The sequence below is a fragment of the Olivibacter sp. SDN3 genome (assembly GCF_014334135.1).
Taxonomy (GTDB): Bacteria; Bacteroidota; Bacteroidia; order Sphingobacteriales; family Sphingobacteriaceae; genus Olivibacter.
Window position 1 is genome coordinate 2,848,132 of sequence record NZ_CP060497.1, and the last position, 24,704, is coordinate 2,872,835.

Consider the following 24,704-nt stretch of genomic DNA (forward strand, 5'->3'; position numbering starts at 1 on the left):
CTATTTCATTGCTTTTTTTAATTCGTCCAATGGGCTATCGTATTCTTTGCCGAGCCAAAGCAAATGCCCCCAGCGATTGTTGAATAGAACTAACCTGGAATTATTGATTTTACTTTTTGCATTGTGGGGATGTGTTAAGTCAACCGAATTATCATAATTGCCGTGAAGGATTAAGGTTGGACATTTTATTTTGCCTAACGTACCCTGGTCGATGCTTTGGTCTAAATCGTTGCTAAAGCCCTGTGACGAACGCATTTTCATTGTCATTCCTTTTAATTCCCTCATTTCATCTTTTGTGAAATCAACGGGGCGGTATTTAGACAGTTCTCTAAACATCGTCTTTGTCATCATTTTTGGAAATATTCTGAAAAATAGTCTATAAAGCTCCCACGTAATCCATTCAATTTTTGGGGCGAATATTTTTTTCCCTCCTTTATAGGTTTTATCGGTTTCAACAAACCATTTTTTTGTCAAGGCGGACATCAATACTAAACGTTCAATACGGTCGGGGTAGTTGGCGGCAATTTCTAGGGATGTTAAACCACCTGCGGAAATGCCTATAACAGTCGCCTTTGTAATTTTGAGTTTGTCTAAGAGTGTGATTAACAGATCTGCCGTTCCTTTAGAAGTTTTATTAAAATCCGTCAATGGTGTTTTTCCATAACCCGGTCTGGAAGGGGTAATAAAGCAATAGTTATTGGGGTCTAATCCCTTTTGAAAAATTGTCTCCCTGCAATCTATGTGTCCGCCGGGAATAATGAGAACCGCTTTGCCCCGCCCACGCAAGGTAAATTCTATCATTCCTTTATCCGTTTTTATTACAGATGTTGCCATTTTTTGTTTCATTTTCAATTTCCATTAACCTGTCATGTACAAAATTAAATCAATAAAAGGCAGGCATTGAAAAACACCTGCCTTTTATCATTAGAACGAAATGGCTAATGACGTCGTTAAAAAGAGATTATTGTTCGTGGGATTGCCGTCTTTTAAAAACACTTTATCTTCTGAAGAAAAACCCTTTGCTTCAATTCGCCACATTACGTTATCCATTATCAGATAATCGTAGTTGAGCGAATAGCCGAACGTCTGAAATCCATTTGGTGTTTCCGTGCCGATAATCACACCGTTTTCGTCGCTGTAATACTCGCCACGAACGGCAATGCTGTGTTTTTCGGCAGGGCTGTATTTTACAATCAGAACAGGTGAATACCAAACATTGTAGCTATCGCTTCCTTTGGCTTTTTGCTCTGCGCCAATATCAAATCCTGCTATCAAAGCAAATTTTTCGTGTAGCTGGAACTGTCCGTAGAAGTTATGGAAGTAGCGCATTTGCCTTGTGCTGTCGGGCTTGTCGCTACCAACAAAAGAACTACTGTTTAAGGTGATTTTTGAGTTGGGTTTATACGTAAGCTGATGACCAAATGCTGGCGTATTATCACCGTCCACACGTTGTATGCGTTGCCAGCCGTTCAATATCAATCCACTGATAAACCATTTGCCGTTATCGGTGGTGTAGGAAATCTTTGCACCGCTTTCATAATAGGGTGAATTGTCTGCCAAAATGCTGCGGGTCAAATTCCAGCAATCTTTACCTACCGCACTTTCAAAGCCAATGTGTGAAGCAAAGATACCTGCATCTATCCACAGGTCTTTCGTTTTTGAAATTTTAACCCCTGCATTGGCTTCATAGATGTTTTTTAATACGCCCGGCTCTGCCGCAAGGTTGGCATTCATGTAAGTACCCGCCGCCAGTGCAAGGTTTGCCCTTACTTTATCCGTTTGATACGCTGCTTTCACAAAACCCAAATTCAGGTTTACTTCGTTATGCCTGTTGAACGAATAGGCAAATCCGGGGCGGTTATGGTCTGAAGGGTTGCCAAAGTCATAAGCATAATATGTTTCGAGATAACCACTAAAGGTCAAGGGCGATTTTGTGCTGTCTGTTTGAGCAAATCCTTTTGTTGCCAGCAACATCAATGATGCTACTATTATCTTTTTCATCTGTCTGTAATTATTAATTGTTTTTTATGAGTTTGGAAACAAGTCAAATCCTTTTGATAGTAACATATAAAGTCCCCAAAGAAATAATATTGTAAGAAACAAAAGTTCTTTCCAAGGTCGTTTTGGAAATGCTTGTATAGAGTACGATATAAGTTTTATCGGTGATAATGGCTCTGTCGGTGCTTTGTCGTCAGACAATGGTAATTTATTGGAATATTGGTGGAAGTATAGTTGAATTAGTGTCGCACCAATATAAAGCCCCGTGATGAAACTTAAATATTCCAAGTTTTCTGAAAAGAATAATAAAGTTAGCAAAATCGCACATATCGCTAACGAAACATAGTCTGTTGTTTTAGTTGCACTAAGTTTGTTTTCATATGATTTGTCAAGTTGTTTTTTTCTTATGTCATATTTAACGAAAAAGAAAACATAAGACTTAATTACAACTTGTAAACAAAACAAGGTCATAAGTATTTTTAAAATTGTAGTTGCCATATTTTTTTAGTTGTCTTTGTCTGTATTGTGTCGTGTCCTAAAATGACCGCCAACTTTCAACTATTTTAATTTGTCTAATGCCATGTTTAGTTTAAGCACATTTATTCTTTCGGTTCCAAGCAATCCAAACAATGGTTTTTCGGTATTGGAGAGAATAAGCTGTTGGATATTGCCCTCGGCAATGTGCCGGATTTTGGCAATGCGTTTTACCTGTATGTTAGCAGCCTGCACAGAAATGTGCGGGTCAAGCCCGCCACCGCTTGCCGTAACTAAATCAGACGGAATATCTGCTTTGTTTACATCAGGATTGTGTACCAAAAAGGTATCAATCCTTGCCTGTACTTCCGCCAAGTATTCAGGATTGGAAGCCCCTTTGTTGCTGCCGCCTGCACCCGAAGCATTGTAATCCACCGCAGACGGACGGGAATAGAAATATTTATCGTCCGTGAACTGTTGCCCTATATTGGTATAATACGTTTTGCCGTTGTCAACAAGCACTTCGCCTTTGCCTTTATTTGGTGCAAGTTGGGCTATGCCCAACATTATCACGGTGTACACGCCTGAAAAGAACAATAAGCAAACTATCGTAAGCCGTATCGCAGGAAATATATTCTCTTTCATTGTTGCTAATTTTTAAATGAATATTGAAACTAAAATGTCAATCAGCTTTATCCCGATGAAGGGAACGACCACACCGCCCAGACCATAGACAAACAGGTTTCTGCGAAGTAAGGCACTTGCACCGATTGGCTTGTAAGCCACGCCTTTCAATGCCAATGGTATTAAAAGCGGGATGATAATCGCATTGAAGATGACCGCAGAAAGGATGGCACTTTCAGGCGAATGTAAGTTCATAATGTTCAGGCCCTGCAAGGCGGGAATGGAAGCGATGAACAATGCCGGAACGATGTGGAATTGCAACTAAAAATAGGAGACTTTTTTATGCTGCCATTTTTTCTTTTTCCAATAGCATTTCTTCGATCTGTCTGGGTGTCTTATAACCCAGAGCAGAATGTGTTCTTTTGGTGTTATAAAATCCTTCAATGTATCCAAAGATCTCCAATTTAGCTGACTGCTGATCCATGAATTTTCTATGATAGACCATTTCAGCCTTTAATGTCTTGAAAAAGCTCTCAGCAACTGAATTGTCCCAGCAATTCGCTTTTCTGCTCATGCTTTGAAGTATCCTGTTTTCTACAATTACCTCCCTGAATTCATCGCAGGCATATTGGATCCCTCTATCCGAATGGAAGATCAGTCCATCTTTGACACGCCGGTTTTTAATAGCCATCCTGATGGCTTCTACAGAAGTGTTTTTAGCGGTCATATCAGTACTCAAAGACCATCCGATGACTTTTCTGTCCGCCAGATCAATGACTGTTGTTAGATAAAGCCACCCTTTGTCAGTATGGATATAGGTAATGTCGCCAACCCATTTCTGTGACAGGGCATCCGCTGAAAAATCTCTTTGGAGGAGATTTTCAGCTATCCCATAGCTATGGCTCGAATCTGTGGTCACCCTATATTTTTTCTTGACCTTACTTCGTATCCCATGTTTCTTCATCAACCTTGCAACATAGCTTCTTGATACCATTTCACCTTTTTTATGCAGCTCTGCAGTTATCCTTGGACTACCATAGATATACTTACTGTCACTGTGTACCTGCTGTATTTTATCCAGAAGTGCTTTACTTCGCTGTTCACTAGGGGACTCCGGAGAAATCAGCCAACGATAAAAACAACTGCTACTAACGTTCAATACTTCGCACATCTTCTCTACGGAATATACCTCTCGGTTCGCCTTTATGAACCGGTATATGGACCGTCTCCCCTGGAGAAGATGGCTATGGCCTTTTTTAATATATCACGCTCTAATTCTGTTTCTCTTAATTTTTTACGCAAAATTCTCAACTCCTGTTCCTCTGGGCTAATTTTAGGATTGTCAGGTAAAACTTTATTCCCATTATAACGTGGGTTTCTACGCCACTTACTGAGCAAACTGGGGTCTATGTCTAATTCCTTAGCTACATCGGCTACAGACCCCTTAACAACGCTCAAATCGACCGCCATGGTCTTAAACGAATCATCAAATTTTCTATGCATTTCTACAAATTTAAAATTACTATCTAAATCTGTCTCGCTTTAAAGGTAGCAACTCCAGACAGGATCTTGTGCAAATCCACGACATAGGTTTGCCATGCGCAGAAACGGGGCTTGGTATATTTGAAAAAGTTGATTTCGTCCGTTTCATCCTCGAATGGGTTGCGTCTTATGCGCTCCCTTAATTCGTTGATCGTGTCGGCGATACAGGAAAGTGATTCATTGAGGTTCTTTACGGATTCTCTGATCGATCCATTGATATATCCCAATTGCTCCAACATACCGGAATAATGATTTTCGATTGATGCCTGTTCCATAACCACAAAGTCTATAATTCCACATCGTGCTATCCATCTAAAATTTATATGGTAGTACCAAAGTATGGTGAAACAAAGGCGGTTGCAAGGACGGATTATCCGTTCCTTTTTCGTTCCTGTGGCTATTTGGTTATTTTTGATCCTACTTTGGAACAGGGATCAAGGCTTGGGTTGTTTAGGCTAATATTCTCTGATCCTTTGTATAATCCGTTCCAACGTTTCAATGGCGATCTGTCTGTCTCTTTCTTCAGGGTTATACGCCTTGCTTCTCATTGCTTCATGAGAAATATCTTCTTTATAGGGAGTTGATAGATGAGGTGCTATGGTTCTGAAAACTTCGGTAAGTGATTTAGCGTGGATAATCCTAAGGTCATCCGTCGCCCGCAGTATCAATGCCATTTGATCGGTCGAAAGTACACAAAGGACTTTTTGTATTGGTGTCGTTCTGTTATTCGATGTCATGTCTGTATTACCCTGCAATGGTATCACGGTCAATCTCAATTTCTTTTCAAGATAAACTATCTCCTGCGAAAACCAGTTGTTGATGACCGTGTCCAAATCCCGATATTTAGGATTTAGTTTCGTGTCCGGTTTGCGGTGCAATTGGTTATAAGCCTTATAAAAGTACAATAGCTTATCCATTCTTTCTACAGGCTGTTCATAGCGATTGACTTCCTTTGCAAGACGGTCGGTAAGTATGTTCATGAATTTTTTGCTGTTGAAATTCATGTATATTAGTAATTGTTCCAATTGGGGAAAGTCCTCTCTGTCATTGCGTATCCAGTCGATTTCTTCCAGTCCATTTATTAGTTCACGCAAATACAATACAACTCTAAAAGTCAATTCATATGGGTATGTGGATGCCGTTACAAAATGTGTCAACCTTTTGAGCAATAGTTTCGCAACCTGATTATCTTCTGCATACTTCCACAACCTATCCACTTTAATTTTCAGCTCGTGCTTGGTTACGTCAAAATACGTAGCAGGCACCCGCTCATCGAGACTGATATATTTTGAAAAACGTGTTTCCAAAAAGGAGAAAAGCTCGTCCAGATTTGCAAGGATTGCTTTGTTTAAATTCTGAATTATTTTTTCTACATGTGCTGTTAGTCGCTGGTTCTTGATGGTCTGGTCAAGCAAAGCGATCAGGGAAGCATGGTATTGTTTTATGAGCAAGTCTATTTCGTTTTCTTTATTAATGGAAAACACTTGACCTTTTATGAGCGACTGCAAACGCAAGATTTCTTCCCTCAAATGGCTTTCGATATGCTCTGCCTGTTCTTCGGTTATGACAGAAACATCCGTATTTGACGGATTGAGGGTAACTGTTATTAATAAATCTAACCATTCCAATGGGTATTTTCCACGTTCCATTTATATATTCATTTAAGCATATATAACTTTGATCTAATTTCGCCAGTGTATTAGGCAAGACTTTGACCTTATTTCTTCAAAATTGCTTTTTCTAATCTACGAAACCCCTATACCCAAATTGTACAAATCGGTTTTGGGAAACGGTATCCAAAAATTCAGCAGAAAACTCATCCTATTCCTTTATCAATTCTTCGATTTGCTTTACGAATTTGTCTGATCCGTAGTTGGCAAAGCCCGCATGATGAAAGCGGACTTTGCCGGCTTTGTCCAGTACGATGGTTGTTGGCAATGCTCCGGAATAAATGTCACTTGGAACCTTGCTGTTTGTTCTATAAAATGGTACGGAATAGTTTTCCTTTTTGAGATAATCGTAACCTGCCGATAGGTCGGTGTCCTCATTTATTGTTAAAAAGAACATATTGGGATTATCCTTGAACCTGGAATAGAGTCTTTCGATGGACGGAAATTCTGCCCTACATGGTGGGCACCACGATGCCCAAAAATTGATAAAGACAACTTTACCTCTCAAAGAAGCGGTACTTTGGACATTGCCTTTGTGGTCTACAAAATCAAAATCATTGTCCGAATGTGTACTTGTAGCTGAACCTTTTTTGTCTATACTGGCATTAAATACCCCCGTACGCATCAATTGTTGTAGCATAAATGATTTTGCATCGGGGCTTACAAGCAATACCACAATGAAGATTCCCATCAGGGTAGAGAATCCATTTTTTCGTATGAACTGCCAAAATTTATTTTTGGTTGTTGGAGAGTTTTTCTCTCCAACTTTATTGTCGTTTCGCATATTTGTTGTTCATTATTATTTTAAAATTCTATTAATGGCTTTCTACCAATTGGGTCAAGCCTTGTACGATTTCCGGTGCTGAATAATCTCTGCCACCCTCTATTCGGCTGACCATTTTTCCATTTTTGTCGAGAATGACCGTAGTGGGGATAGCACCTCCCAGATAATCGGATGGAATATTACTCGCTGGCGTATAGACTGGCAGGTCGTATTTATTTTCCTCCATAAAGGCTGTGGCCTGCTCTATTTTGTTGTCTACATCTACCATCACAAATTCGATGTCATCTTTAAACGTTTTCCTTAGCTCGTTGATGGACGGCAATTCATGGATACATGGCGGACACCATGTAGCCCAAAAGTTGATAAAAACAACCTTGCCCTTTAGTGAGCTTAGCGATACGACATCGCCGTTTTTGTCCTTAAACGATAGATCGTTGGCCGGTGCGGTTTCTACTTCCGCCACTTCTTGTACTTCCTCGGTCACAACGTCACCGCTCTCCGCTTTACTTTCTTTGCTGTTGTCTGTATTTCCACAAGCGACCAGTGAGATCGTGGCCATTATGAAAAGTCCTGTACGGAATACTACATTTTTAAATTGCTTCTTCATGATAAATTCTATTTGTTTTCTGTTCATTAATCGTTCATTCATGCTTATTTCTGTACTGGTCTATTGCTGATTGCAGGAAGTTGTAATATCTCTTGGAGTCATAGTCTGCCCCGATGGGATTAACCAGTATCTCTTCATCAGCAGGGTCAAAAAGCACATAATAGGGTTGCGAATTGGAGTTGTACCTGCTTGCTTGAAAATCACTCCATTTGTTTCCGATGGTTCGGACGTTCTTTCCGCTGAAAGACGATACATACCGTTCTTCTTCCGGCAATGCTGTCTTGTCATCCACATAAAGCTGTATGATGACCAGTTCATCGCTCAATAACCTATATACATCTTTGTCCGGCCACACGGATGCCTCCATCTTACGGCAGTTGACACAGGCATGGCCTGTGAAATCCAGCATGACAGGTTTACCCACTTCTTTGGCGTATGCCATGCCCTCTTCGTAATCAAAAAAGACATCGAGATTCAATGGGGCATGGAATATATCCGAATATTTATGTGCTTTGCCTGTCGAAGTATTATCCGTACGGGTTCCGCCCAATGAAGATGTGTACAGGTCAAAATCCTGCGTTGCCTGTGGTGGCAAAAATGCTGAAATGGATTTTAGAGGTGCACCCCACAATCCTGGCACCATGTACAGCGTGAAAGCAAGTACGATCATGGATAGCACCATCCTTGGCAGGCTTAGGCTTTCAATGGGCTTTTCACTTGGAAACCTTATTTTCCCTAACAAATAAAAACCCAAGTACACAAAAATGATAATCCAAAGGACTAAAAAAACCTCTCTGTCGAATATGTTCCAATGGTAAGCAAGGTCTACATTGCTAAGGAATTTCAACGCAAGTGCCAATTCCAAAAAGCCGAGGGTTATTTTCACGCTATTGAGCCAGCCACCCGACGAAGGAAGGCTTTTTAAAAGACTTGGGAACATGGCAAAGAGCGTGAACGGTATTGCCAATGCTAATGCAAAACCCAACATTCCAATCGAAGGCCCCAAAAGTTCACCCATTGTTGCCGCCTGTACAAGTAAAGTTCCGATAATCGGGCCGGTACAGGAAAAGGATACAACCGCTAATGTAGCTGCCATGAAGAATAGGCCGATCAAGCCACCACTGTCAGCTTTGCTATCCAATTTATTGGCAAGTGAGGTAGGCAGGGTAATTTCAAACGCACCAAAAAAGGAGAACGCGAATACCACCAAAAGGACAAAGAAGGCGAAATTGAAAATTCCATTGGTGGACAGGCTATTGAGTGCATCGGCACCAAACACAACGGTAATCAATATACCCAATAGTACGTATATGAGTATAATGGACAACCCATATATCGAAGCCTGCATCACTGCTTTTCCTTTGGTATGGCCACTTTTTGTAAAATAGCTGACTGTCAGTGGTAGCATTGGAAAGATACAGGGCATCAAGAGTGCTGCAAACCCTCCGATAAAACCGGCAATGAAGATTGCCCAAAGCGAGCGTTCATTGCTCGTTGTGCTGTCTGCTTCTATGGAATCTATGTTACCCTCTCCTGGCGTAATTTCTTGGGGATCAGCTTGGTTATCGCTGATCTCGTTAGACTGCTCTTCACCGATGTCTGTAAACTCGACATCATCAAAAGGGATAAGGGTGTCCTGCGCATTTGCAGTGAACAGCATTGCTGCACTAATAAATAATATTGTAAATAATTTTGCTATTATTCTCATAGGAAGGAAATCATTTTATTGGAATACTAAATTCCACCTCTTCCGGTGGTAAACATTGTGTATCATTACAGGCCATATAGACCACTTTGCCTTTCACGGTCGGAGAGCTTGCCAATAGATCTATTCGTTGCTGAAACACAACGGAATTTTCAAAATAGCCCAATTCCATGTTGAATGCCTTTTCAAACTCGATGATAGGCTTCGGTTCATTTGTCTTTCCCTTTAGCTTGTACCCATTATTGGAGTTAAAAGAAAAACTTGTAGGTTGTGGGCCGTCTTTGGGAACGGTCTGTGAATAGATATGCCTACCTTTGTCCATCGTGGCCTTTATCAGCACCACAGCTTCTGTATCACTGATGCGCTTTGAGGCATACGACCATTTTACAGGATCTAAAATCTGGGAAAACGAAGTAGCACTTACAAAGAATGCGACTGTAAAAAATAGGATCTTTTTCATTGTATTTATTTTTTTATGGTTGATAATTATTCATTCAATAAATCTGTCATGAAGTCAATAACACCCTTTGACATATAATCGGCCCCACCTACACGTCTAATAGCGATGTTGTTTTTCTTGTCAACGATGATCGTGGTGGGAATCGAGCCGGAAAAAAGTTCATGTGGTATTTCGCTGTCGGGAATATGTACCGGCAGGTCAAATTTTTTCCTTTTCATAAAGGACTGGGCACTTTTAAGGTTTCCGTCCATATCCACCATGAGAAATACCAGATCGTCATTGTCTTTGAAATGCTGACGTAGCTTATGGATGGATGGCATTTCGTGGATACAGGGGGGACACCATGTTGCCCAAAGGTTTATAAAAACGACTTTGCCTTTTAGTGACCTCATTGAAACTATTTCGCCATTTTCGTCCTTGAACTTTAGATCGGGGATTTGTTCATCATTGGACATGGAGGGTGAATGACTATCCATGCCTTGATGACTGCCGATATTGTTAATTGATGCGTATGCCCATCCTGCAATGACCACAACAGGAAGCAAGAGCATTTTTTTGATGTATGTTTTCATATTCTTATTTTTTTATTTGTCCCTCCGGGATTTCTTCTGATGGTTTTAAAATAATATTGTCTTCCGGCGAAAGATTGCCGAATACTTCTGTCAATGTATCCAAGCGAACACCCTCCGTTACACGGATACGTTTGATCTCGTCGTTGCTCAACGTCATGACGTAGGTTCCGGATTGGGTGTTGAGAACACTTTTCGAGGAAACCCAATGCGAGGGATTCCTACGTTGCAATTTGAGTTTTACCTGCGCATAGTCTCCGCCCTGCAATTCGCCCGATGGGTTGTTTACGTCAAACTCCAACGTAAGGGAGCGGTCCTGCTGATCGAGCAAACCCGATGTGCGGGAAAGGACGGCATCAAATGTTTTTCCCGGTTGCGAACTGACGGTGAAAGTTGCCTGCATACCCTGTTTTACCGATGAAGCGTGTCTTTCGGGCAGGGATAGTGTCAAACGGAGTTTATTGCTCTGTGCCATCATAAACAACGGCACATTGGAGCCGGTACCGGCCAATGCACCTACCGAAACATTCCGACCTGTTATCACGCCGTCGAACGGGGCTGTGATGCGTAAATACTGCTGTAACTGCGAAGAATGTGCAGTACCGGCTTTGGAGGCTTCATAGCTGGATTTGGCACTTTCCATCGCACTTTTTGCCCTGTCCAGTTCAATATCCGCGACCGCTCCCGTTGTTTTGGATGCATCGACCAACCGGTCATAGGCTTGTTTTGCATATTCATAATCGCTGTATGCCTTTTGTTCAACGGATCGGTCTGAAAGATACTGTTGCTCCATTTCGGGAGCTTCCAATACGGCCAAAAGCTGTCCTTTACGAACACGGTCGCCACGGTCAACGTTTAGCTGTTTTACAAACCCTGTCACTTTTGCATATACGGCTACCTGCTCATAAGGCCGTAATTCGGCAGGAACAGATATTTCATATTCGGGATTGATAAATTGTATGGGAGCCGTAGGGTAGCTAACAGGCTTTACCTCTGTATTTTGTTCTTGCTCTTGTTGATTGTTGTTTTGGGAACATGCTGTGAATACCCATGCCAGCGAGGTCGCCATTGCCAGTAGTGCTACTGGTTTCTTATTTTTTATAATGCGTTGATACATTGTAATTTTAGTTTTAAATATTGTTATACCGTGTGTTGTTCTGGAAAATACCTGCTCTCTTTATCGTCCGGATCTAATGATGGACTGACGATGGATGTTCTTGACATCACAGATGAGAAGAAATGCGGAACCAATAAGAGAATGGTTATCGTGGAAGCGATAAGCCCACCGATAACGGCCCTGCCCAAAGGTGCGACCTGTTCTGCTCCATCACCCCATCCCATTGCCATTGGTAACATCCCGGCCATCATCGCGGCAGCGGTCATCAGTACAGGCCTTAACCTTGATGACGCGGCCAACCTTGCGGCATTGGCAGGCTTCAATGCGACTTGTTTGCGGTAATATTCCGCTTGGTTAACAAGCAGTACGGCATTGGAAACTGATACCCCAAGAGACATGATAATGCCCATGTACGATTGGAGGTTGAGCGTACTCCCTGTTAAGAAAAGCAGGGTAAGACTTCCGGCAATGACGGCCGGTAGTACCGACAGGATAACCAAAGGAACTTTGAACGATTGGTAATAAGCTGACAGCATCAAGAAGATAACGATAATAGCTACGCCCAAACCTGCCAAAAGACTGCCGAGCGTATCTTCCAATAGCTGCAGTGTTCCCTCTGTCCATACCGTTGTTCCTCGTGGCGGTTCTCCTGCATCTTTAATGGCTTGCTTAACCACTACCGAGGCCGTTCCCAAATCTTTGCCGTACACGTTGGCCACAACGGTAACGTAGCGATTCGGGCCTTTACGGTTCACCTGTGCGGGGGAAGTAGCCTTGCGTATGGTCGCCACATCTTCCAATACAGGTCGCAGGCTTCCTTTCTTCAATGGAATTGACCGCAGTTTTTCTTCGGAAGACATGATGCCCTCCGGTATTTGCACCTGTGTCTGGAACACCAAGCCCGAACGTGGGTCAATCCAAAGGTTTTTATCGGTATAGCGTGTGGAGGAGGTAGCCGTTACAAGGCTTCGGGTAACATCCTGCATCGTCAGACCAAACTGTCCTGCAAGGTCACGGTCAACATCAATCTCCAATGTGGGATACGCAATGGCTTCGGCGATGCGGACATCCCGCAGGTAAGGCACTTTCTTCAAATTTTCTTCAATCTTCGATGCGTGCGCAAAGGCACCGTTTAATTGATTTGCCCCTACTTTGACCTCAATCGGGGTCATTGCTCCCTGTCCCATGATTTTTTCGGTCAGTTCCATCGGTTCAAAATTGAAAGCGACTTCGGGGTGGGTTTCATTAATTCTTTTCCTTATGTCTTCTTTCAAATCCTCTATCGAACCTTTATATACTTTCTGATTGACGGAGACCTGCAAGACAGACTCGTGTGAAGCACTGGTAAAGAGAAAAATCGGGTTTATCGGTGTTCCTGCCGAATGCGTTCCTACAAATGCAGAGGTCAGGTTGATACCGTTTTCTGGAATAATCCCACGGATTTCATCGGTAATTTCACTGACGATCTGCTCTGTTTTTTCGAGCCTGCTCCCTTGCGGAGCCTGTATGCGCAATTGAAAATCGCCGTTGTTGGAAACAGGCATGACATCTGTTCCGACCACGTTCAAGAGCAATGCGGCAATTCCTCCGGCAACGGCAACATAGCCCACGAAAAGTATAAGCGATTTCTTTCCCCATTTCCGCATTCGGTAGGAATAATTGACACGGAACTTTTCAAAGAAAGCCCTTTTTCTCGGTGTATTGGATTCCTTGCTGTGCTTGTTCTTCATCATCCAGTTTGCCAGTATCGGCACAAAGGTCTGGGATGCCAAAAAGGATGCGATCATCGCAAAAGCCACCGCCATTGACAAGGGCATGAACATATCTCTGGGAATACCTGTCATGATAAATGCAGGTGTCAGCACCGCAAGGATACAGAGCAATATCAACAGTTTTGGGATGGATATTTCGAGCAGGGCATCAATGATAGCTCGCTGTTTGGGCTTGCCCATTTCCATGTGCTGGTGTATGTTCTCTATCGTAACTGTGGCTTCATCGACGAGAATACCAATGGACAGGGCAAGACCGCTCAACGTCATGATGTTGATCGTCTGCCCGAAAAGGTGCAGTACCGTGACCGCTGACAGAATAGCTATCGGAATGGTCAGTACAACGATGATCGCCCCACGGGTATCACCCAAAAAGAGCAATATCATCAATCCAGTGAAAACCGCTCCCAAGATACCCTCGTGGATAAGTGTAGAGAGTGCCCTTTCGATATAAGTCGACTGGTCAAACTCATAACGGACGTCTACGTCTTCGGGCAATTGGTTTTTCAGCATCGGAATGGAAGCCTTTAGATTGTCTACGGCATCCAATGTGGAAGCATCGGCTTTTTTGATGATGGGAAGGTAAACCGACCGTTTGCCGTTGACCAGTGCATAACCTACGGTCTGGTCTGCACCATCCAATACACTGGCAACATCCCTAACATATACCGTACGGTTTTCACCTGCTTTAATAGGTGTGTTCAGAAATTCTTCGGGGTTCTTGGCAATCGAGTTGATCGGAGCCATCAGGTTTTCATCGGCTATACGGATATTTCCGGCAGGCGACGGAAGACTGTTCCTGGTAATGGCTGCCGTTATTTCTTCGGGGCTAAGCCCGTTGGCCTGCATCGCTTCGGGATTGATATTGATAACAATGGAACGGACGTTACCGCCAAAGGGTGCAGGGGAAGTAATGCCGGGGATTTCGGTAAACATCGGTCTGATCCTCGTAATAGCGAGTGTTTGCAGTTCGTTGACCGAACGCTGTTCACTTTCAAAAACCAGCTGTCCTACGGGAAGCGAGCTACCGTCAAACCGGACGACCATAGGCGGAACTGCTCCGGGCGGTAGAAAGCCCATTGCCCGGTTTGTAAAGGTAGATACCTCTCCGGCAGCCTGCGCCATATCCGTACCCTGGTAAAAGGTCAGCTTCATGAGGGTCAAGCCCTGTACGCTTTTAAAATCAATGTTCTTTACACCACTGACGAATAAAAGTACCTTTTGGAACTCGTTCGCCATAAAACCGTCCATATAGGCCGGGGACAGTCCCCCGTAAGGCATGGCGATGTATATCGCAGGTAATTCCACTTCGGGGAATATATCTACGTTTATTTTTTTTATCGTGTTGTATGAGAAGAAAGCTATCGTCAATACGACGACCATAATGGCAATAGGCTTTCTTAACGCAAATCTTATGAGGTTCATGTGAAATTATTAAAGGTTGTTAAACAGAAAATCGAAGTCGGCTGTCAACTCAGCCTCGTAAGCAAGGAGCATCCAATAGTCACGCGAAGCCTCGATGTGAGCGTCCTCTGCCTGTTCGAGCAAGATGCGTATCTGCAACAGCTCGCTCAATGTGATAAGGCCACTTTTATATCTTGCCAGATACATATCATAGGCATCCTGTGACTGTTTTACAGCGAGCCTCGTTTTTCCAAGCTGTTCGTATTGTTGCAGAATTTTTGCCTGTGATGCAGAAAGGTCCGCTTGCATGGCCTGCTCATACTGTGCTTGTAAGAATTTCGTGCTTTCTGCTTCTTTGAAAAGTTCTTCGCCTTTCAGTCTGTTCGTGTGCAGACTGGTAATATTCCACGTGAGTCCGATACCTGCAAGGATATTATTGGTGGTATTGGAAAAACCGTCTTTCCAGGCACCCGATACCGTTCCATTGGGACTTATACCCGTTCCACGGTAGGCGTAGCCTCCCAATATTTTTATGGATGGTAATGAGGAACGTTTCTGCGCTTCACCACTGAGCGTATAATATTCGGCTTGTTTGTCCAGTGCATCCAAAATGGGATGTGATGGATTGATTACATTTCCCTCACTCAGAGAATTGCCGTTTGGATTGCTGAAACGGTTGGTGGATTCGGTGTAATCGACTTGGCTGTCACCATATAATTCCAATAACTTGATAAAGGAAGCATTTTTTACACCGCTCCATTTATCATGTTCGCCTATGGCCTGTACATAAGATGATGAAGCAAGCAGGCTGTCTGCCGCGGGCCTTAATCCAGCTGCGGAAAGTCCGGCCGTAATATTGCGTATGCTGTCGAGGCGTTCGGCGTTTTTGGCCGTCCAGTTCAGTTTTGCATCATTGTACAATAATGTAATGTACCGTTCCGACAATATTTTTTTTAGGTTGAGGATATAAGCATCCTTTTCACTGATCGTTTTATAAAAAAGCATACTGGCGGCTTCGTTTTCCTTGCGAAGTCTGCCAAAGGAAAACAGTTCCCATTCGATAGTTGTCGAACCAAAGCTGTTGGCTGCCATCGAACTTCCGTTTAGTGGATTGGTAGGACCGCCTACGTTGAAGAATCCGGCTTGGGGGAAGAATGCCCCTGCACTTCCCTCATAAGTACCATAGGTGTTTTGAACCTGTGCCCTTACCTGTGGGAGCGTATTGCCCCTTACTGCCCGCTCGTGAAGTTTTGCGGCATCAATCGCCGACATTTTCGCTCCAATGCCGGGATAGTTTTCTTCTACTTTGGGCCACAGACTGCCCAAAGTATGTGCTGTTTGCTGCTGCGCATATAGCGGAAATATTGCAGCGATGGCCAACCACATAACCGTGGTTGCCATGATCTGTTTTATCATATTCCTTAAATGGTATTTGATAGGTCGTAAAGCCGACCAAGGATTATTTAAAATGAAACCAATAGAATCGTTTCCTATTGATACCTTGTTTCAATAGGAAAAATGAGGGGTGGGAAAGGGTACTAAATAATGAGTTTGCGGTACTGGATAAAGATGGGTAAAGTACCCCGGATCTTTATATTGCCGTAGAGGGGATGTGATTGTTCCTTATCGGATGTAATGATCGGTAGCGAAAGAAAAGCTATTATCAGAAAAACAGCCGGTAATAGGGAGTTTGCGTGGGAAGCGGTGTTATTAGAGATTGTGGTGTCGTTCGTTTGGCCGATGACACATTTCTCCGCATTGCTACCGCCAATGAAGTCATGTTTTCCTTTGGGCACCTCTTGTTCGGTATTGACAGGAAGCCCGACCAAACTTTTGATACCGCTTTTGACCGGACAGGATGTGAGCAGGACAAAAACTATTGCAACCAATACAAGGCTGTATTGTTGAAAATTTCTCGCAATATTTACTAAAGTTCTATCCATCTACTTACGAATTTACCTTTAATTGTCTTAGGGAACAAGTAAAAACAACCAATTTTGCCTTTTTGGGGTCGTTTATCGCTAATTCTCACGGATTTTTTACAGTTATAGACCTGCTGTTGAAAAGGCTCAACTTTCTTTCAGTCTCCATATCAATGTAATTAAAATAACAGCATATAGAAAAAATTGTATGGATAAAATGAAAATCGGTGATTAGCCAAATTACCGATTTCTTTCATTTTTGCATTCCGGTATTTGTCCAAACTTTACCGAAACGTATAACCTACCTCGGACATCCGTGAAAAGGCTTTTTCCTCCAAGTCCACAGCAATTGCCCGACCCTCGATTTTGGGGTTTATTGTACCTTTCTCCTCCAAGTATTCAATAACGGCTTGATGCAACGTATAAGGTTTCAATTCTACATTTTTTGCATCCCTCATCCGACATAGAATATGTATGGGTTCTCCCTCACGGTTGCATGATGCCATGCGGTATGTTTTGTTAAGATCCAATGGCGCACCTTGTATGGTGATTTCCTGTACACGCTCACCCATTTCCTTTGAGCTGTCAAACTTGACCGTCATCCCGGAGAAGCGAACGAGCCAGCCTCCGAAGCGTTGCATGGCATCCTTGGCAAATACGTTGTTGATTTCCTTTTCCAACCAATTTTTGACCTGTTCTCCGGTGACTTCACCGATCTTCATGTGTTCATCGACCGGAAGCATACGCCACAGATCCTCTTTGGTAATGGATGCCCTTCCGCTTTCATCGGGCAGGATGGGCACACCGAACCGGAAACCGTTGGATACGGCAAAATCCGCTTCTGATTTCCAAAGCAGGGCATCGGTAATAAAATTGTCCATCGCATTTTCGACGACGAGATACCGGTACATCGGTGCCGATGTATAGCCTATTACCTGTTCCATCTCGGTTCTATAGGGAGCGACAAGCGTGTCTATAAGTTCCTGCATTTCTTCATTGGCGGTATACTTCTCCGGGTTGACCTCAATGAGTTCATAGTCGTAACCGGTCATTTTGCCGTCTTTTACCTTTATGTCCAACCTGCCGACAAATGATCCGAATGCACCTGGTTCGACTACGGAAGCATATTTACCCTGAATAGGTTCGCGGACACGCTCGTGGGTATCATTGCCAAAAATAAAATCAACTCCCTCAACGATAGGATTATTGGCCAAAGTTACCTGCTTGAATATGCCGATATGTGCGATAAGGAAAAGCAGGTCAACTTCCTGTTCTTCCTTGAGTTCTGAAATCAACTCTTTAAGGTTTGCTTCTACCGGATTAAATTCCATTCCCTCACTGAACATCGGGTTTTGTCGTATCGGCACTTCCGGGTCGTTGTAGGCGATAAAGCCGATTTTGACTCCCTTTTTTTCCGTAATCCAATAGGGTGGAAACAAAGGTTGCTTGTTATCTTCATGGTACATATTGGAAACGATCACCTGTGTACCGTAATCCTCCATGATGTCCATCATAACCTGTTTACCATATATGACCTCCCAATTGCCGGGAATCATGAGGTCATAGCCCATTTTCTGAACTATGGTGGGGAAGAAAGCACCTTTGGAGCGGACACTTTCACCACTTCCCTGGATAAAATCCCCTCCGTCAATGAATACGGTTCCATCGGGATTTTCTTGGCGCACGCCCTCCACAAGTGTCTTGATGTTTGCCAAGCCTCCGGCTTCCCTAAACACCATAGCCCCATCTTCTACAAAGAGTTCATCATGTGTATTGAGGTAGGCATGGATATCTGAGGTCTGCAAAATGGTGATGACAGATTCCTCGTTATCCTTGTTTTCGCTGATGTTGTTACAGCTCATCAATGTGGCACTGGCCATAGCCGTATATATTATTTTGTTTATCATATTTTCCAATTTTAAAGGCTTAGTATTTTAAATCCGATTTCTTGAATGCCAAACATATACCGATAGACATTCGGGGTCGTCTGGATATAAGCATCGTAATCCGTTTTTTTAACGTTCAACCTGTTCATAGCAAATTCACATACGATCAGTTTGATCCCATTCTTTTTAGCGGTTTCGACAGTTTCTTTGAGACTTTCGTCTTCGGCAAGTTCCTTGACGACAGGGCCGGCCATGCCGACCACAAATTGCACATCGGGAAAATCTTCCTTAATTTCTGCGCCGGCCAAGACGGCACCTGTAAGATGCCGTGAACTTTGGGCCAGGATAGCATATTTGCCGTCTTTTTTTACGGCATTTTCGATTTCAATATTTGTTAACGACTGCGCTTGAACTGTACCGAATACGCCTAACAGGAAGATGGCCAGCGATGCAATAATTAAAACATGTTTTTTCATTTTTCCGTACGATTAGTTGTATAAAGTATATGATCTTGGGTTATTAACGATAAAAAACAGAAGTCCTCCAAAGATGGCGATGTTTTTCCAGAAGGGGCCGTGCATCCAGCCATTCCCCACTTGGATGGTTATCGTGATGGGTATGAGCAGAAGAAATAGCGCGAGTGCTGACCATCGGGTGAAGACTCCCAATACGAATGTCATCCCGAAAAGTATCAAGGCATAACCCGACCATATTCCAAGTGTATGCGGATCGCCGAAAAGATGTGCAAATTCTGCATATCTCGCACTGTTGATGCGTTCTGTGACACCGTCCGGATTAATGAAGTGGGATATGCCGGCGATCAGAAAAATCCCGCTCAGCATTATCCTAAAAAGGAGTATGGATACTCCGTTCAGTTTTGTTCCGTGTTCCATTGTTTTTTACTGATTTGATGATATGTATTTGATCCGACCCTTGTTGACAGGGTACATTTTGATGATTGCGGCCGGTAATCAAATCAGATATTGTTCATGGAGGATATATATGGGAACCGTTGTTCGGATGTGTTTTCCGAAAGGGGTACTGGAATAATGTTTTTGAGGTTCAATGACCCTTATGGAAGGTATCCATTCCAATAAGGGATGCACATGCTTCTTTTTCAGTGAACGTTTTGTCGGTGTAGATGTGCGGCTTATCAAACTACACCCATACGCATGGATAGACTGTGCTGATTTAGGGGCTTCGGAAAGCGGTATGTCAAACGTCTGCTTGTATTCCCTTTTTAACGAACAGGGCACCACCAACAGGATAACCATCACTACGATGGAAAGCCGTAAGAATATTTTTGTGCTCCGTTTGTCCATACTTTCCTTATATGTTGTTTTTTTCCGTCGGTCTAACTGTTTTCTTTTATCAAACGTTCGAGTTCATCCGCAGAAAAAATACCGGACTGTCTCCACTTGATTTCCCCTTTGCGAAAAATAATCAATGTAGGTACACCGCGTATTGCCATATCTGATGCGACCTTGGGGTTTTTGTCTACGTCAATCTTGATGATGGTCGCATTTTCTCCGACACGTCCTTTCAGTTCATCGAGTATCGGTGCCTGCATTTTGCAGGGGCCGCACCATTCGGCAAAAAAATCCACCAATACAGGCTTATCCCCGCTTATTATGTCTTGGAATGTCATGCTGCTTTTGTTTTATCTTTTCTAAAAGAGGATAAAAGTAGACCACCCATTACCCCGCCATACAATGTACTGTTCAAGGGGTTTGATGTAATGGCACAGGTTCCGGTGTTACAACCGATGAAATGCCAGTAGGCGAATCCTGCTATTGCCCCTGCGATGATTCCAAACACTATCAGACCGTATTTATTGATTGTTTTTCCCCTTTTCATATTGCATTAATACTAAGTGCTTAATGGCACATGTTTAATCATGTAAAGTTCGGTAAATTATTACAAGTGTTCTGTAACTAAAGTTACAATAGGTGATTTTACCCTCCTGTCTTGAAATTGTACATGAAGTTAAATGACATATTGTTTTCGTGAAGCCACGTTTCCCCTTTTAGCGGTAACCTATCGATATACAGGTATCCCAACCTAAGCTTTACCTGCGACTTTGGTCTATATTCCAGTTGTGTGCCGATCCGGTTGTGGTCAACAAAATGCCCACGGTCTACACCCGCCACGTTGGCCAGAAATTCGTTAAAGACTAAAATCGAAAAGTTCTCAAAACCATACTGTACCCCAATGCGATCCCTTACCCTCGTTACATCATCCGTACCATTGTTAAAAATCCGGTATTCGGCCGCTCCACGGTTAATGAACTCAAACCCTCTGCCGATTTCCTTTTTCCAAGTCAAAGCGGCAGAGAACCGAAACTCACGGCTTGGCTTGAAGATATGATCTCCTTGCTGGGTGACGACCCGATAATGCTTGAAGTAGGCAAAAGGGGAAACCGAAACGAAAAGCCGATCACTGAACCGATAGCGGGTCCAGTTCCTAACGGATTGCATCAGGTCATGCCGAAAAGGCATCTTGGTGTCAAAGCCACTCTGCCGCCTATATTGGAACTCCAGGTCACTTTCCAATTTTTCACTTATCCCATATCCCAACGTTCCCCTTAACCAAACATTGTGGCGTGTCTGACCAAATGAGTACACCGCCCATACAAGTGATATACATAAAATATAGAGACCTTTCGTCGTCATTTTCCCAACGCTCCTAATGCGGCAACCTCTCCCTAAAATACCCATATACCCATGTACCGATCACGGCACTCAACAGCGTTACGGCAATGACCGTTGCGCCTGTTCCGATCTGTGCAAACAGTGGTCCCGGGCAAGCTCCGGTCATCGCCCAGCCAAAACCGAAAGTCAACCCTCCGTAGATCTGCCCCTTGTTGAATTTCTTTGGCGAAATGGTGATTTTTTCGCCATGAATGGTCTTTATATTGAATTTTTTGATCAACCAGACTGAAATGATCCCGACCACTACGGCACTGCCTATAATCCCATACATGTGAAAAGACTGCAAGCGGAACATCTCCTGTATCCGGAACCAACTGATGACTTCGGATTTTACAAACAGGACACCAAAAATTATCCCGACAAACATGTATTTAAGGTTGTAGTACCATTTATGCTCCAACTGGCTTTCATTGACACACATCGCGTCCTGCGATCTCTTCTCCAACTCGGTATTTGTTGTATTGTTCATTTTTTGTGTTCTTATATTCTAAAGTGATAATATATAGGGCAAAATCAAGTTTGCCATGACAAAGCCCCCGATCATAAAGCATATCGTAGCCACGAGTGAAGGCCATTGAAGATTTGCCAGACCCATGATGGCGTGCCCACTGGTACAGCCACCGGCATACCGGGTACCGAACCCCACCAGAAAACCTCCCACGACGATCAGTAGGAAGCCACGGGGCGTAAGCAGCGATTGCCAGTTAATGACATCTTCCGGGATAAGGCTATTGTAACTGGTAATGCCGTAACCTGCCAGTTCATCGACCAGTTCCGGATTCACTTCAATTGGATTTGGATTGGCCAAGAGTAGTGCAGCCAATATACCGCCAAGAAAAATACCGAATACAAAAAACAGGTTCCATGCTTCCTTTTTCCAGTCGTAATGGAAGAAAGGTATTTTCGCCGGCATACAGGATGCACAGATGTGGCGAAGGGATGAGCTGATCCCAAAAGATTTATTGCCCAATATCAATAGGGCAGGTACTGTAAGTCCGACCAATGGCCCTGCGATGTACCACGGCCACGGTTCTTTTAAAAATTCCAACATGTTCAGATTACTTTATTTGCTATTATTTTACTTCCTCGTAGTTCACATCCTCTGTTATACGGCGTTTTGGTCTTTGCTGAGGTACTTCGCAACCACCAATGCCGCACATGCTGATATTGAAAAGGGGCATGAGGGAAAAGATGGCTCCAAGCCCTACCAGCATCCATTGTGAATCATGTATACCCTGTACGACGATAACAATACCTATGATGAGCCTCAGCGTGCGCATCAACGTCCATTTTTTAATATAGTCTCTCATTTCTTATTTGATACTGTTTACCAACTTATTTAAACTACGCCAACCACCGCCATTGAAGACCTGTTGGAAACCATGCTTTTCAAGGATGCGTTTTGCGCTTCCACTGCGGTTTCCGCTCTGGCAGAAAACCACTATGGCACCTTTGCCTTTAAAATTATGTAGGCTTGTTTCCAGTTCATTTAATGGGATGTTTACGGCGTTTTTCACTGAACCGTCAGAAAACTCCTGCGGTGTCCTTACATCCACGAGGAATGCACCGTTTTTAATTTCATCAGCTAACCGGTCGTTCTCTGTATCGGCCAGCTTATCTTTGAATAATCCGAACATACTATCGTTCATTTATTTTACTACTTCGTTTTCCTGTTCTTGCCACTCGTTCATTCCACCCGAATAGACCGTGATGTTATCAAAGCCATGATCCCTTAAAATCGAATGGGCTGCGGCAGCACGTACACCGCTCTGGCAATGGATAATCACCTTTTTGTCCTTACTGATTTTATCGAGGTTCTCCGCCAGCGCAGCCAGTGGCACATTCTCCGCTCCGGCGATATGTCCATCGGCAAACTCCCCTGTCATACGGACATCGACGACCTGCACGTCATCTTTATCCTTGATCGACTTGAATGTATCTATATCCACGCGGGCGGTCGTCTGCAACGGTTTTCCGATACTGTTTATATCTTCAATGTATCCATAGATGTTGTCCATACCGATGCGCATCAGTTTTCGGGTCAGATGCTCTATTTTCCCATTATCCGCTACCAATACCATTTGCTGCGTGTAATCGACCAATGATCCCATCAGTGTAGAGAAGGTTTTATTTCCCTCGATATGGAGACTGCCCGGTAGGTAACCTGCCGCTACTTTCTCTTTATTGCGTGCATCCACTATCAAGAGTTTGTTTTGCTGTGCTTGCTGAAACGCATCTTTCATCAGTTTTGGATGCTGGGGGACTTCGATGAGCAAAGGCCTGTCCACCTTGTTCAGATGTTTCATGACCGCAAAATAATTTGGCGGTTCGGGCTGGTCTTCCAATATATACTTGACAAAGCCAGCTTCATCATCCTTAAACTGGAATGCGCGGTTCAGCAACTTCTCTTCTTTAAGGGTCGATTGCGGTATATTGCTCAACGTCTTGCCACAGAACGATCCTGCGCCGTGACCGGGCCATATCTCCAATTCATCCGGTAAATGCAGGAAGTTTTGGATAGACCTATAGAGCTGTCTTGCACTCTCTTCCTGCGTGTCTTCCTGTCCGGCGGCTTTTTCCAAGAGGTCTGGTCGCCCCACGTCTCCGACAAAGATGAAATCACCTGTAAGGGCTTTTTGGGGGGTATTGGAAACGGATGGATCGGTCAATAGGAAAGTGATGCTTTCCGGTGTGTGACCGGGGGTGTGCAGCACTTCCAGTTTTATCTTCCCAACGTTGATGATTGATCCCGCCCTTAGTGGTGTATGTGCAAATTCGTACTGCCAATCATCTCCACCCTCGGCCGAAAGCAATAGTTCTGCACCGGTAGCGGCCACCAACTCACGCGAACCGCTCAGAAAGTCCGCATGGATATGGGTTTCCGTTACACGGGTGATGTTCAGGTTGTTTGCCTTTGCCATTTCGAGGTACGTGTCGATATCACGCTTCGGGTCGATGACAATGACCTCACGGGTCTCCATATCGCCTACGACATAGCTTGCCTGTGCAAGACTCTCATCAAAGACCCGCTCAAAGAACAGTTTTTGTGCGAACGCACCGCCTGTTTGGAGCAATAACAGGATAGTAGCGACCGAAAAGGCCAACCATCCACGGTTGCTATCATTGTTTTTTCTTACCATAGTTTGTTTTTTTTAGATTACCGGGTTTCCGTTTTCTTTCCATTCTTTCATACCACCGGAATAGTTCTTGACGTTTTCAAAACCGTTTTTCTTTAACAGGGAATACGCAATGGCTGAACGGTCTCCGGCCTGGCAATGGATGACGATCTGTTTATCTTTCTTTATTTTATCGAGATTCTGTTGCAGTGTGCCGACAAATACGTGTTCCGCACCCTCAACATGGCCTCCTTTATATTCTTCTTCGCCACGCACGTCAACGATCTGGACATCTTCTTTTCCGACATAGCCTTTGAATGTTTCGATGTCGATGTGGAGTTGCTAC

Annotated in this window: 30 protein-coding genes and 1 pseudogene; all 31 read right to left on the reverse strand. The window is 43.5% G+C overall.

The window, feature by feature from the left end; all coding sequences use genetic code 11:
* The 31 genes and pseudogenes from H8S90_RS11695 to H8S90_RS11845 all read right to left on the reverse strand — a co-directional run bounded on the left by H8S90_RS11695 (position 1) and on the right by H8S90_RS11845 (position 24,691).
* On the reverse strand, positions 1 to 834 hold the full coding sequence (locus tag H8S90_RS11695) for an alpha/beta fold hydrolase (RefSeq protein ID WP_187342703.1): 834 nt from the start codon (positions 832 to 834) through the stop codon (positions 1 to 3).
* A gap of 90 nt (positions 835 to 924) precedes the next feature.
* The gene (locus tag H8S90_RS11700; RefSeq protein ID WP_187342704.1) at positions 925 to 2,001 is read right to left on the reverse strand and encodes a porin; all 1,077 of its coding nucleotides are present in this window, start codon (positions 1,999 to 2,001) and stop codon (positions 925 to 927) included.
* A gap of 24 nt (positions 2,002 to 2,025) precedes the next feature.
* Positions 2,026 to 2,496, reverse strand: coding sequence for a hypothetical protein (locus H8S90_RS11705; RefSeq protein WP_187342705.1), 471 nt, complete (start codon positions 2,494 to 2,496; stop codon positions 2,026 to 2,028).
* A gap of 60 nt (positions 2,497 to 2,556) precedes the next feature.
* Positions 2,557 to 3,117: a K(+)-transporting ATPase subunit C gene (locus tag H8S90_RS11710; protein ID WP_187342706.1), complete on the reverse strand. Its 561-nt coding sequence runs from the start codon at positions 3,115 to 3,117 to the stop codon at positions 2,557 to 2,559.
* 12 nt (positions 3,118 to 3,129) lie between these two features.
* Positions 3,130 to 3,411: pseudogene (locus tag H8S90_RS11715) on the reverse strand (potassium-transporting ATPase subunit B); the annotation flags it as partial.
* Positions 3,412 to 3,436: 25 nt separating this feature from the next.
* Positions 3,437 to 4,357 (reverse strand): IS3 family transposase, encoded by a 921-nt coding sequence (locus H8S90_RS11720; protein ID WP_187342862.1) that lies wholly within the window; start codon positions 4,355 to 4,357, stop codon positions 3,437 to 3,439.
* On the reverse strand, positions 4,300 to 4,599 hold the full coding sequence (locus H8S90_RS11725) for a transposase (protein WP_187340262.1): 300 nt from the start codon (positions 4,597 to 4,599) through the stop codon (positions 4,300 to 4,302). The genes H8S90_RS11720 and H8S90_RS11725 overlap by 58 nt, the downstream gene beginning before the upstream one ends.
* Before the next feature lie 23 nt (positions 4,600 to 4,622).
* Positions 4,623 to 4,913: a hypothetical protein gene (locus H8S90_RS11730; protein ID WP_187342707.1), complete on the reverse strand. Its 291-nt coding sequence runs from the start codon at positions 4,911 to 4,913 to the stop codon at positions 4,623 to 4,625.
* A gap of 180 nt (positions 4,914 to 5,093) precedes the next feature.
* Complete coding sequence (locus H8S90_RS11735; protein WP_187342708.1) at positions 5,094 to 6,287, reverse strand: hypothetical protein; 1,194 nt, start codon at positions 6,285 to 6,287, stop codon at positions 5,094 to 5,096.
* A 172-nt stretch (positions 6,288 to 6,459) separates the two neighbouring features.
* Complete coding sequence (locus tag H8S90_RS11740; RefSeq protein ID WP_187342709.1) at positions 6,460 to 7,092, reverse strand: TlpA disulfide reductase family protein; 633 nt, start codon at positions 7,090 to 7,092, stop codon at positions 6,460 to 6,462.
* 31 nt (positions 7,093 to 7,123) lie between these two features.
* On the reverse strand, positions 7,124 to 7,726 hold the full coding sequence (locus tag H8S90_RS11745) for a TlpA disulfide reductase family protein (RefSeq protein WP_255501920.1): 603 nt from the start codon (positions 7,724 to 7,726) through the stop codon (positions 7,124 to 7,126).
* Positions 7,727 to 7,733: 7 nt separating this feature from the next.
* Entirely contained in the window at positions 7,734 to 9,407 is a 1,674-nt protein-coding gene (locus tag H8S90_RS11750) for a protein-disulfide reductase DsbD (RefSeq protein WP_187342710.1), read from the reverse strand.
* Between the two features lie 10 nt (positions 9,408 to 9,417).
* The gene (locus H8S90_RS11755) at positions 9,418 to 9,864 is read right to left on the reverse strand and encodes a protein-disulfide reductase DsbD domain-containing protein (RefSeq protein WP_187342711.1); all 447 of its coding nucleotides are present in this window, start codon (positions 9,862 to 9,864) and stop codon (positions 9,418 to 9,420) included.
* 26 nt (positions 9,865 to 9,890) lie between these two features.
* Positions 9,891 to 10,436 (reverse strand): TlpA disulfide reductase family protein, encoded by a 546-nt coding sequence (locus tag H8S90_RS11760; RefSeq protein WP_187342712.1) that lies wholly within the window; start codon positions 10,434 to 10,436, stop codon positions 9,891 to 9,893.
* A 4-nt stretch (positions 10,437 to 10,440) separates the two neighbouring features.
* Positions 10,441 to 11,550 carry an efflux RND transporter periplasmic adaptor subunit gene (locus H8S90_RS11765; protein ID WP_187342713.1) on the reverse strand — a complete coding sequence of 370 codons (1,110 nt, stop codon included), beginning with the start codon at positions 11,548 to 11,550 and terminating at the stop codon, positions 10,441 to 10,443.
* 23 nt (positions 11,551 to 11,573) lie between these two features.
* Complete coding sequence (locus H8S90_RS11770) at positions 11,574 to 14,744, reverse strand: efflux RND transporter permease subunit (RefSeq protein WP_187342714.1); 3,171 nt, start codon at positions 14,742 to 14,744, stop codon at positions 11,574 to 11,576.
* 9 nt (positions 14,745 to 14,753) lie between these two features.
* Positions 14,754 to 16,139: a TolC family protein gene (locus tag H8S90_RS11775; RefSeq protein ID WP_187342715.1), complete on the reverse strand. Its 1,386-nt coding sequence runs from the start codon at positions 16,137 to 16,139 to the stop codon at positions 14,754 to 14,756.
* Between the two features lie 122 nt (positions 16,140 to 16,261).
* On the reverse strand, positions 16,262 to 16,666 hold the full coding sequence (locus tag H8S90_RS11780) for a hypothetical protein (RefSeq protein ID WP_187342716.1): 405 nt from the start codon (positions 16,664 to 16,666) through the stop codon (positions 16,262 to 16,264).
* A 263-nt stretch (positions 16,667 to 16,929) separates the two neighbouring features.
* A complete protein-coding gene (locus H8S90_RS11785) occupies positions 16,930 to 18,552 on the reverse strand; it encodes a bifunctional UDP-sugar hydrolase/5'-nucleotidase (protein ID WP_187342717.1) in 1,623 nt (540 codons plus the stop codon).
* Positions 18,553 to 18,563: 11 nt separating this feature from the next.
* Complete coding sequence (locus H8S90_RS11790; RefSeq protein ID WP_187342718.1) at positions 18,564 to 19,007, reverse strand: hypothetical protein; 444 nt, start codon at positions 19,005 to 19,007, stop codon at positions 18,564 to 18,566.
* A gap of 12 nt (positions 19,008 to 19,019) precedes the next feature.
* Positions 19,020 to 19,424: a DoxX family protein gene (locus H8S90_RS11795; RefSeq protein WP_187342719.1), complete on the reverse strand. Its 405-nt coding sequence runs from the start codon at positions 19,422 to 19,424 to the stop codon at positions 19,020 to 19,022.
* Between the two features lie 78 nt (positions 19,425 to 19,502).
* Positions 19,503 to 19,853 carry a hypothetical protein gene (locus tag H8S90_RS11800; RefSeq protein WP_187342720.1) on the reverse strand — a complete coding sequence of 117 codons (351 nt, stop codon included), beginning with the start codon at positions 19,851 to 19,853 and terminating at the stop codon, positions 19,503 to 19,505.
* Between the two features lie 32 nt (positions 19,854 to 19,885).
* Entirely contained in the window at positions 19,886 to 20,179 is a 294-nt protein-coding gene (gene trxA, locus H8S90_RS11805) for a thioredoxin (protein ID WP_187342721.1), read from the reverse strand.
* Positions 20,176 to 20,388 carry a DUF6132 family protein gene (locus H8S90_RS11810; protein ID WP_187342722.1) on the reverse strand — a complete coding sequence of 71 codons (213 nt, stop codon included), beginning with the start codon at positions 20,386 to 20,388 and terminating at the stop codon, positions 20,176 to 20,178. Before H8S90_RS11810 ends, trxA begins: the two co-directional genes overlap by 4 nt.
* 98 nt (positions 20,389 to 20,486) lie before the next feature.
* A complete protein-coding gene (locus H8S90_RS11815; RefSeq protein ID WP_187342723.1) occupies positions 20,487 to 21,203 on the reverse strand; it encodes a DUF2490 domain-containing protein in 717 nt (238 codons plus the stop codon).
* Positions 21,204 to 21,216: 13 nt separating this feature from the next.
* Positions 21,217 to 21,711, reverse strand: coding sequence for a DUF6691 family protein (locus tag H8S90_RS11820; RefSeq protein WP_187342724.1), 495 nt, complete (start codon positions 21,709 to 21,711; stop codon positions 21,217 to 21,219).
* 18 nt (positions 21,712 to 21,729) lie between these two features.
* The gene (locus H8S90_RS11825; RefSeq protein ID WP_187342725.1) at positions 21,730 to 22,293 is read right to left on the reverse strand and encodes a YeeE/YedE family protein; all 564 of its coding nucleotides are present in this window, start codon (positions 22,291 to 22,293) and stop codon (positions 21,730 to 21,732) included.
* Between the two features lie 22 nt (positions 22,294 to 22,315).
* The gene (locus H8S90_RS11830) at positions 22,316 to 22,552 is read right to left on the reverse strand and encodes a hypothetical protein (RefSeq protein WP_187342726.1); all 237 of its coding nucleotides are present in this window, start codon (positions 22,550 to 22,552) and stop codon (positions 22,316 to 22,318) included.
* 3 nt (positions 22,553 to 22,555) lie between these two features.
* On the reverse strand, positions 22,556 to 22,891 hold the full coding sequence (locus H8S90_RS11835; protein ID WP_255501921.1) for a rhodanese-like domain-containing protein: 336 nt from the start codon (positions 22,889 to 22,891) through the stop codon (positions 22,556 to 22,558).
* Positions 22,892 to 24,316, reverse strand: coding sequence for a rhodanese-like domain-containing protein (locus tag H8S90_RS11840; protein ID WP_255501948.1), 1,425 nt, complete (start codon positions 24,314 to 24,316; stop codon positions 22,892 to 22,894).
* 78 nt (positions 24,317 to 24,394) lie between these two features.
* Positions 24,395 to 24,691: a rhodanese-like domain-containing protein gene (locus tag H8S90_RS11845; protein WP_187343015.1), complete on the reverse strand. Its 297-nt coding sequence runs from the start codon at positions 24,689 to 24,691 to the stop codon at positions 24,395 to 24,397.
* Positions 24,692 to 24,704: the final 13 nt, after the last annotated feature.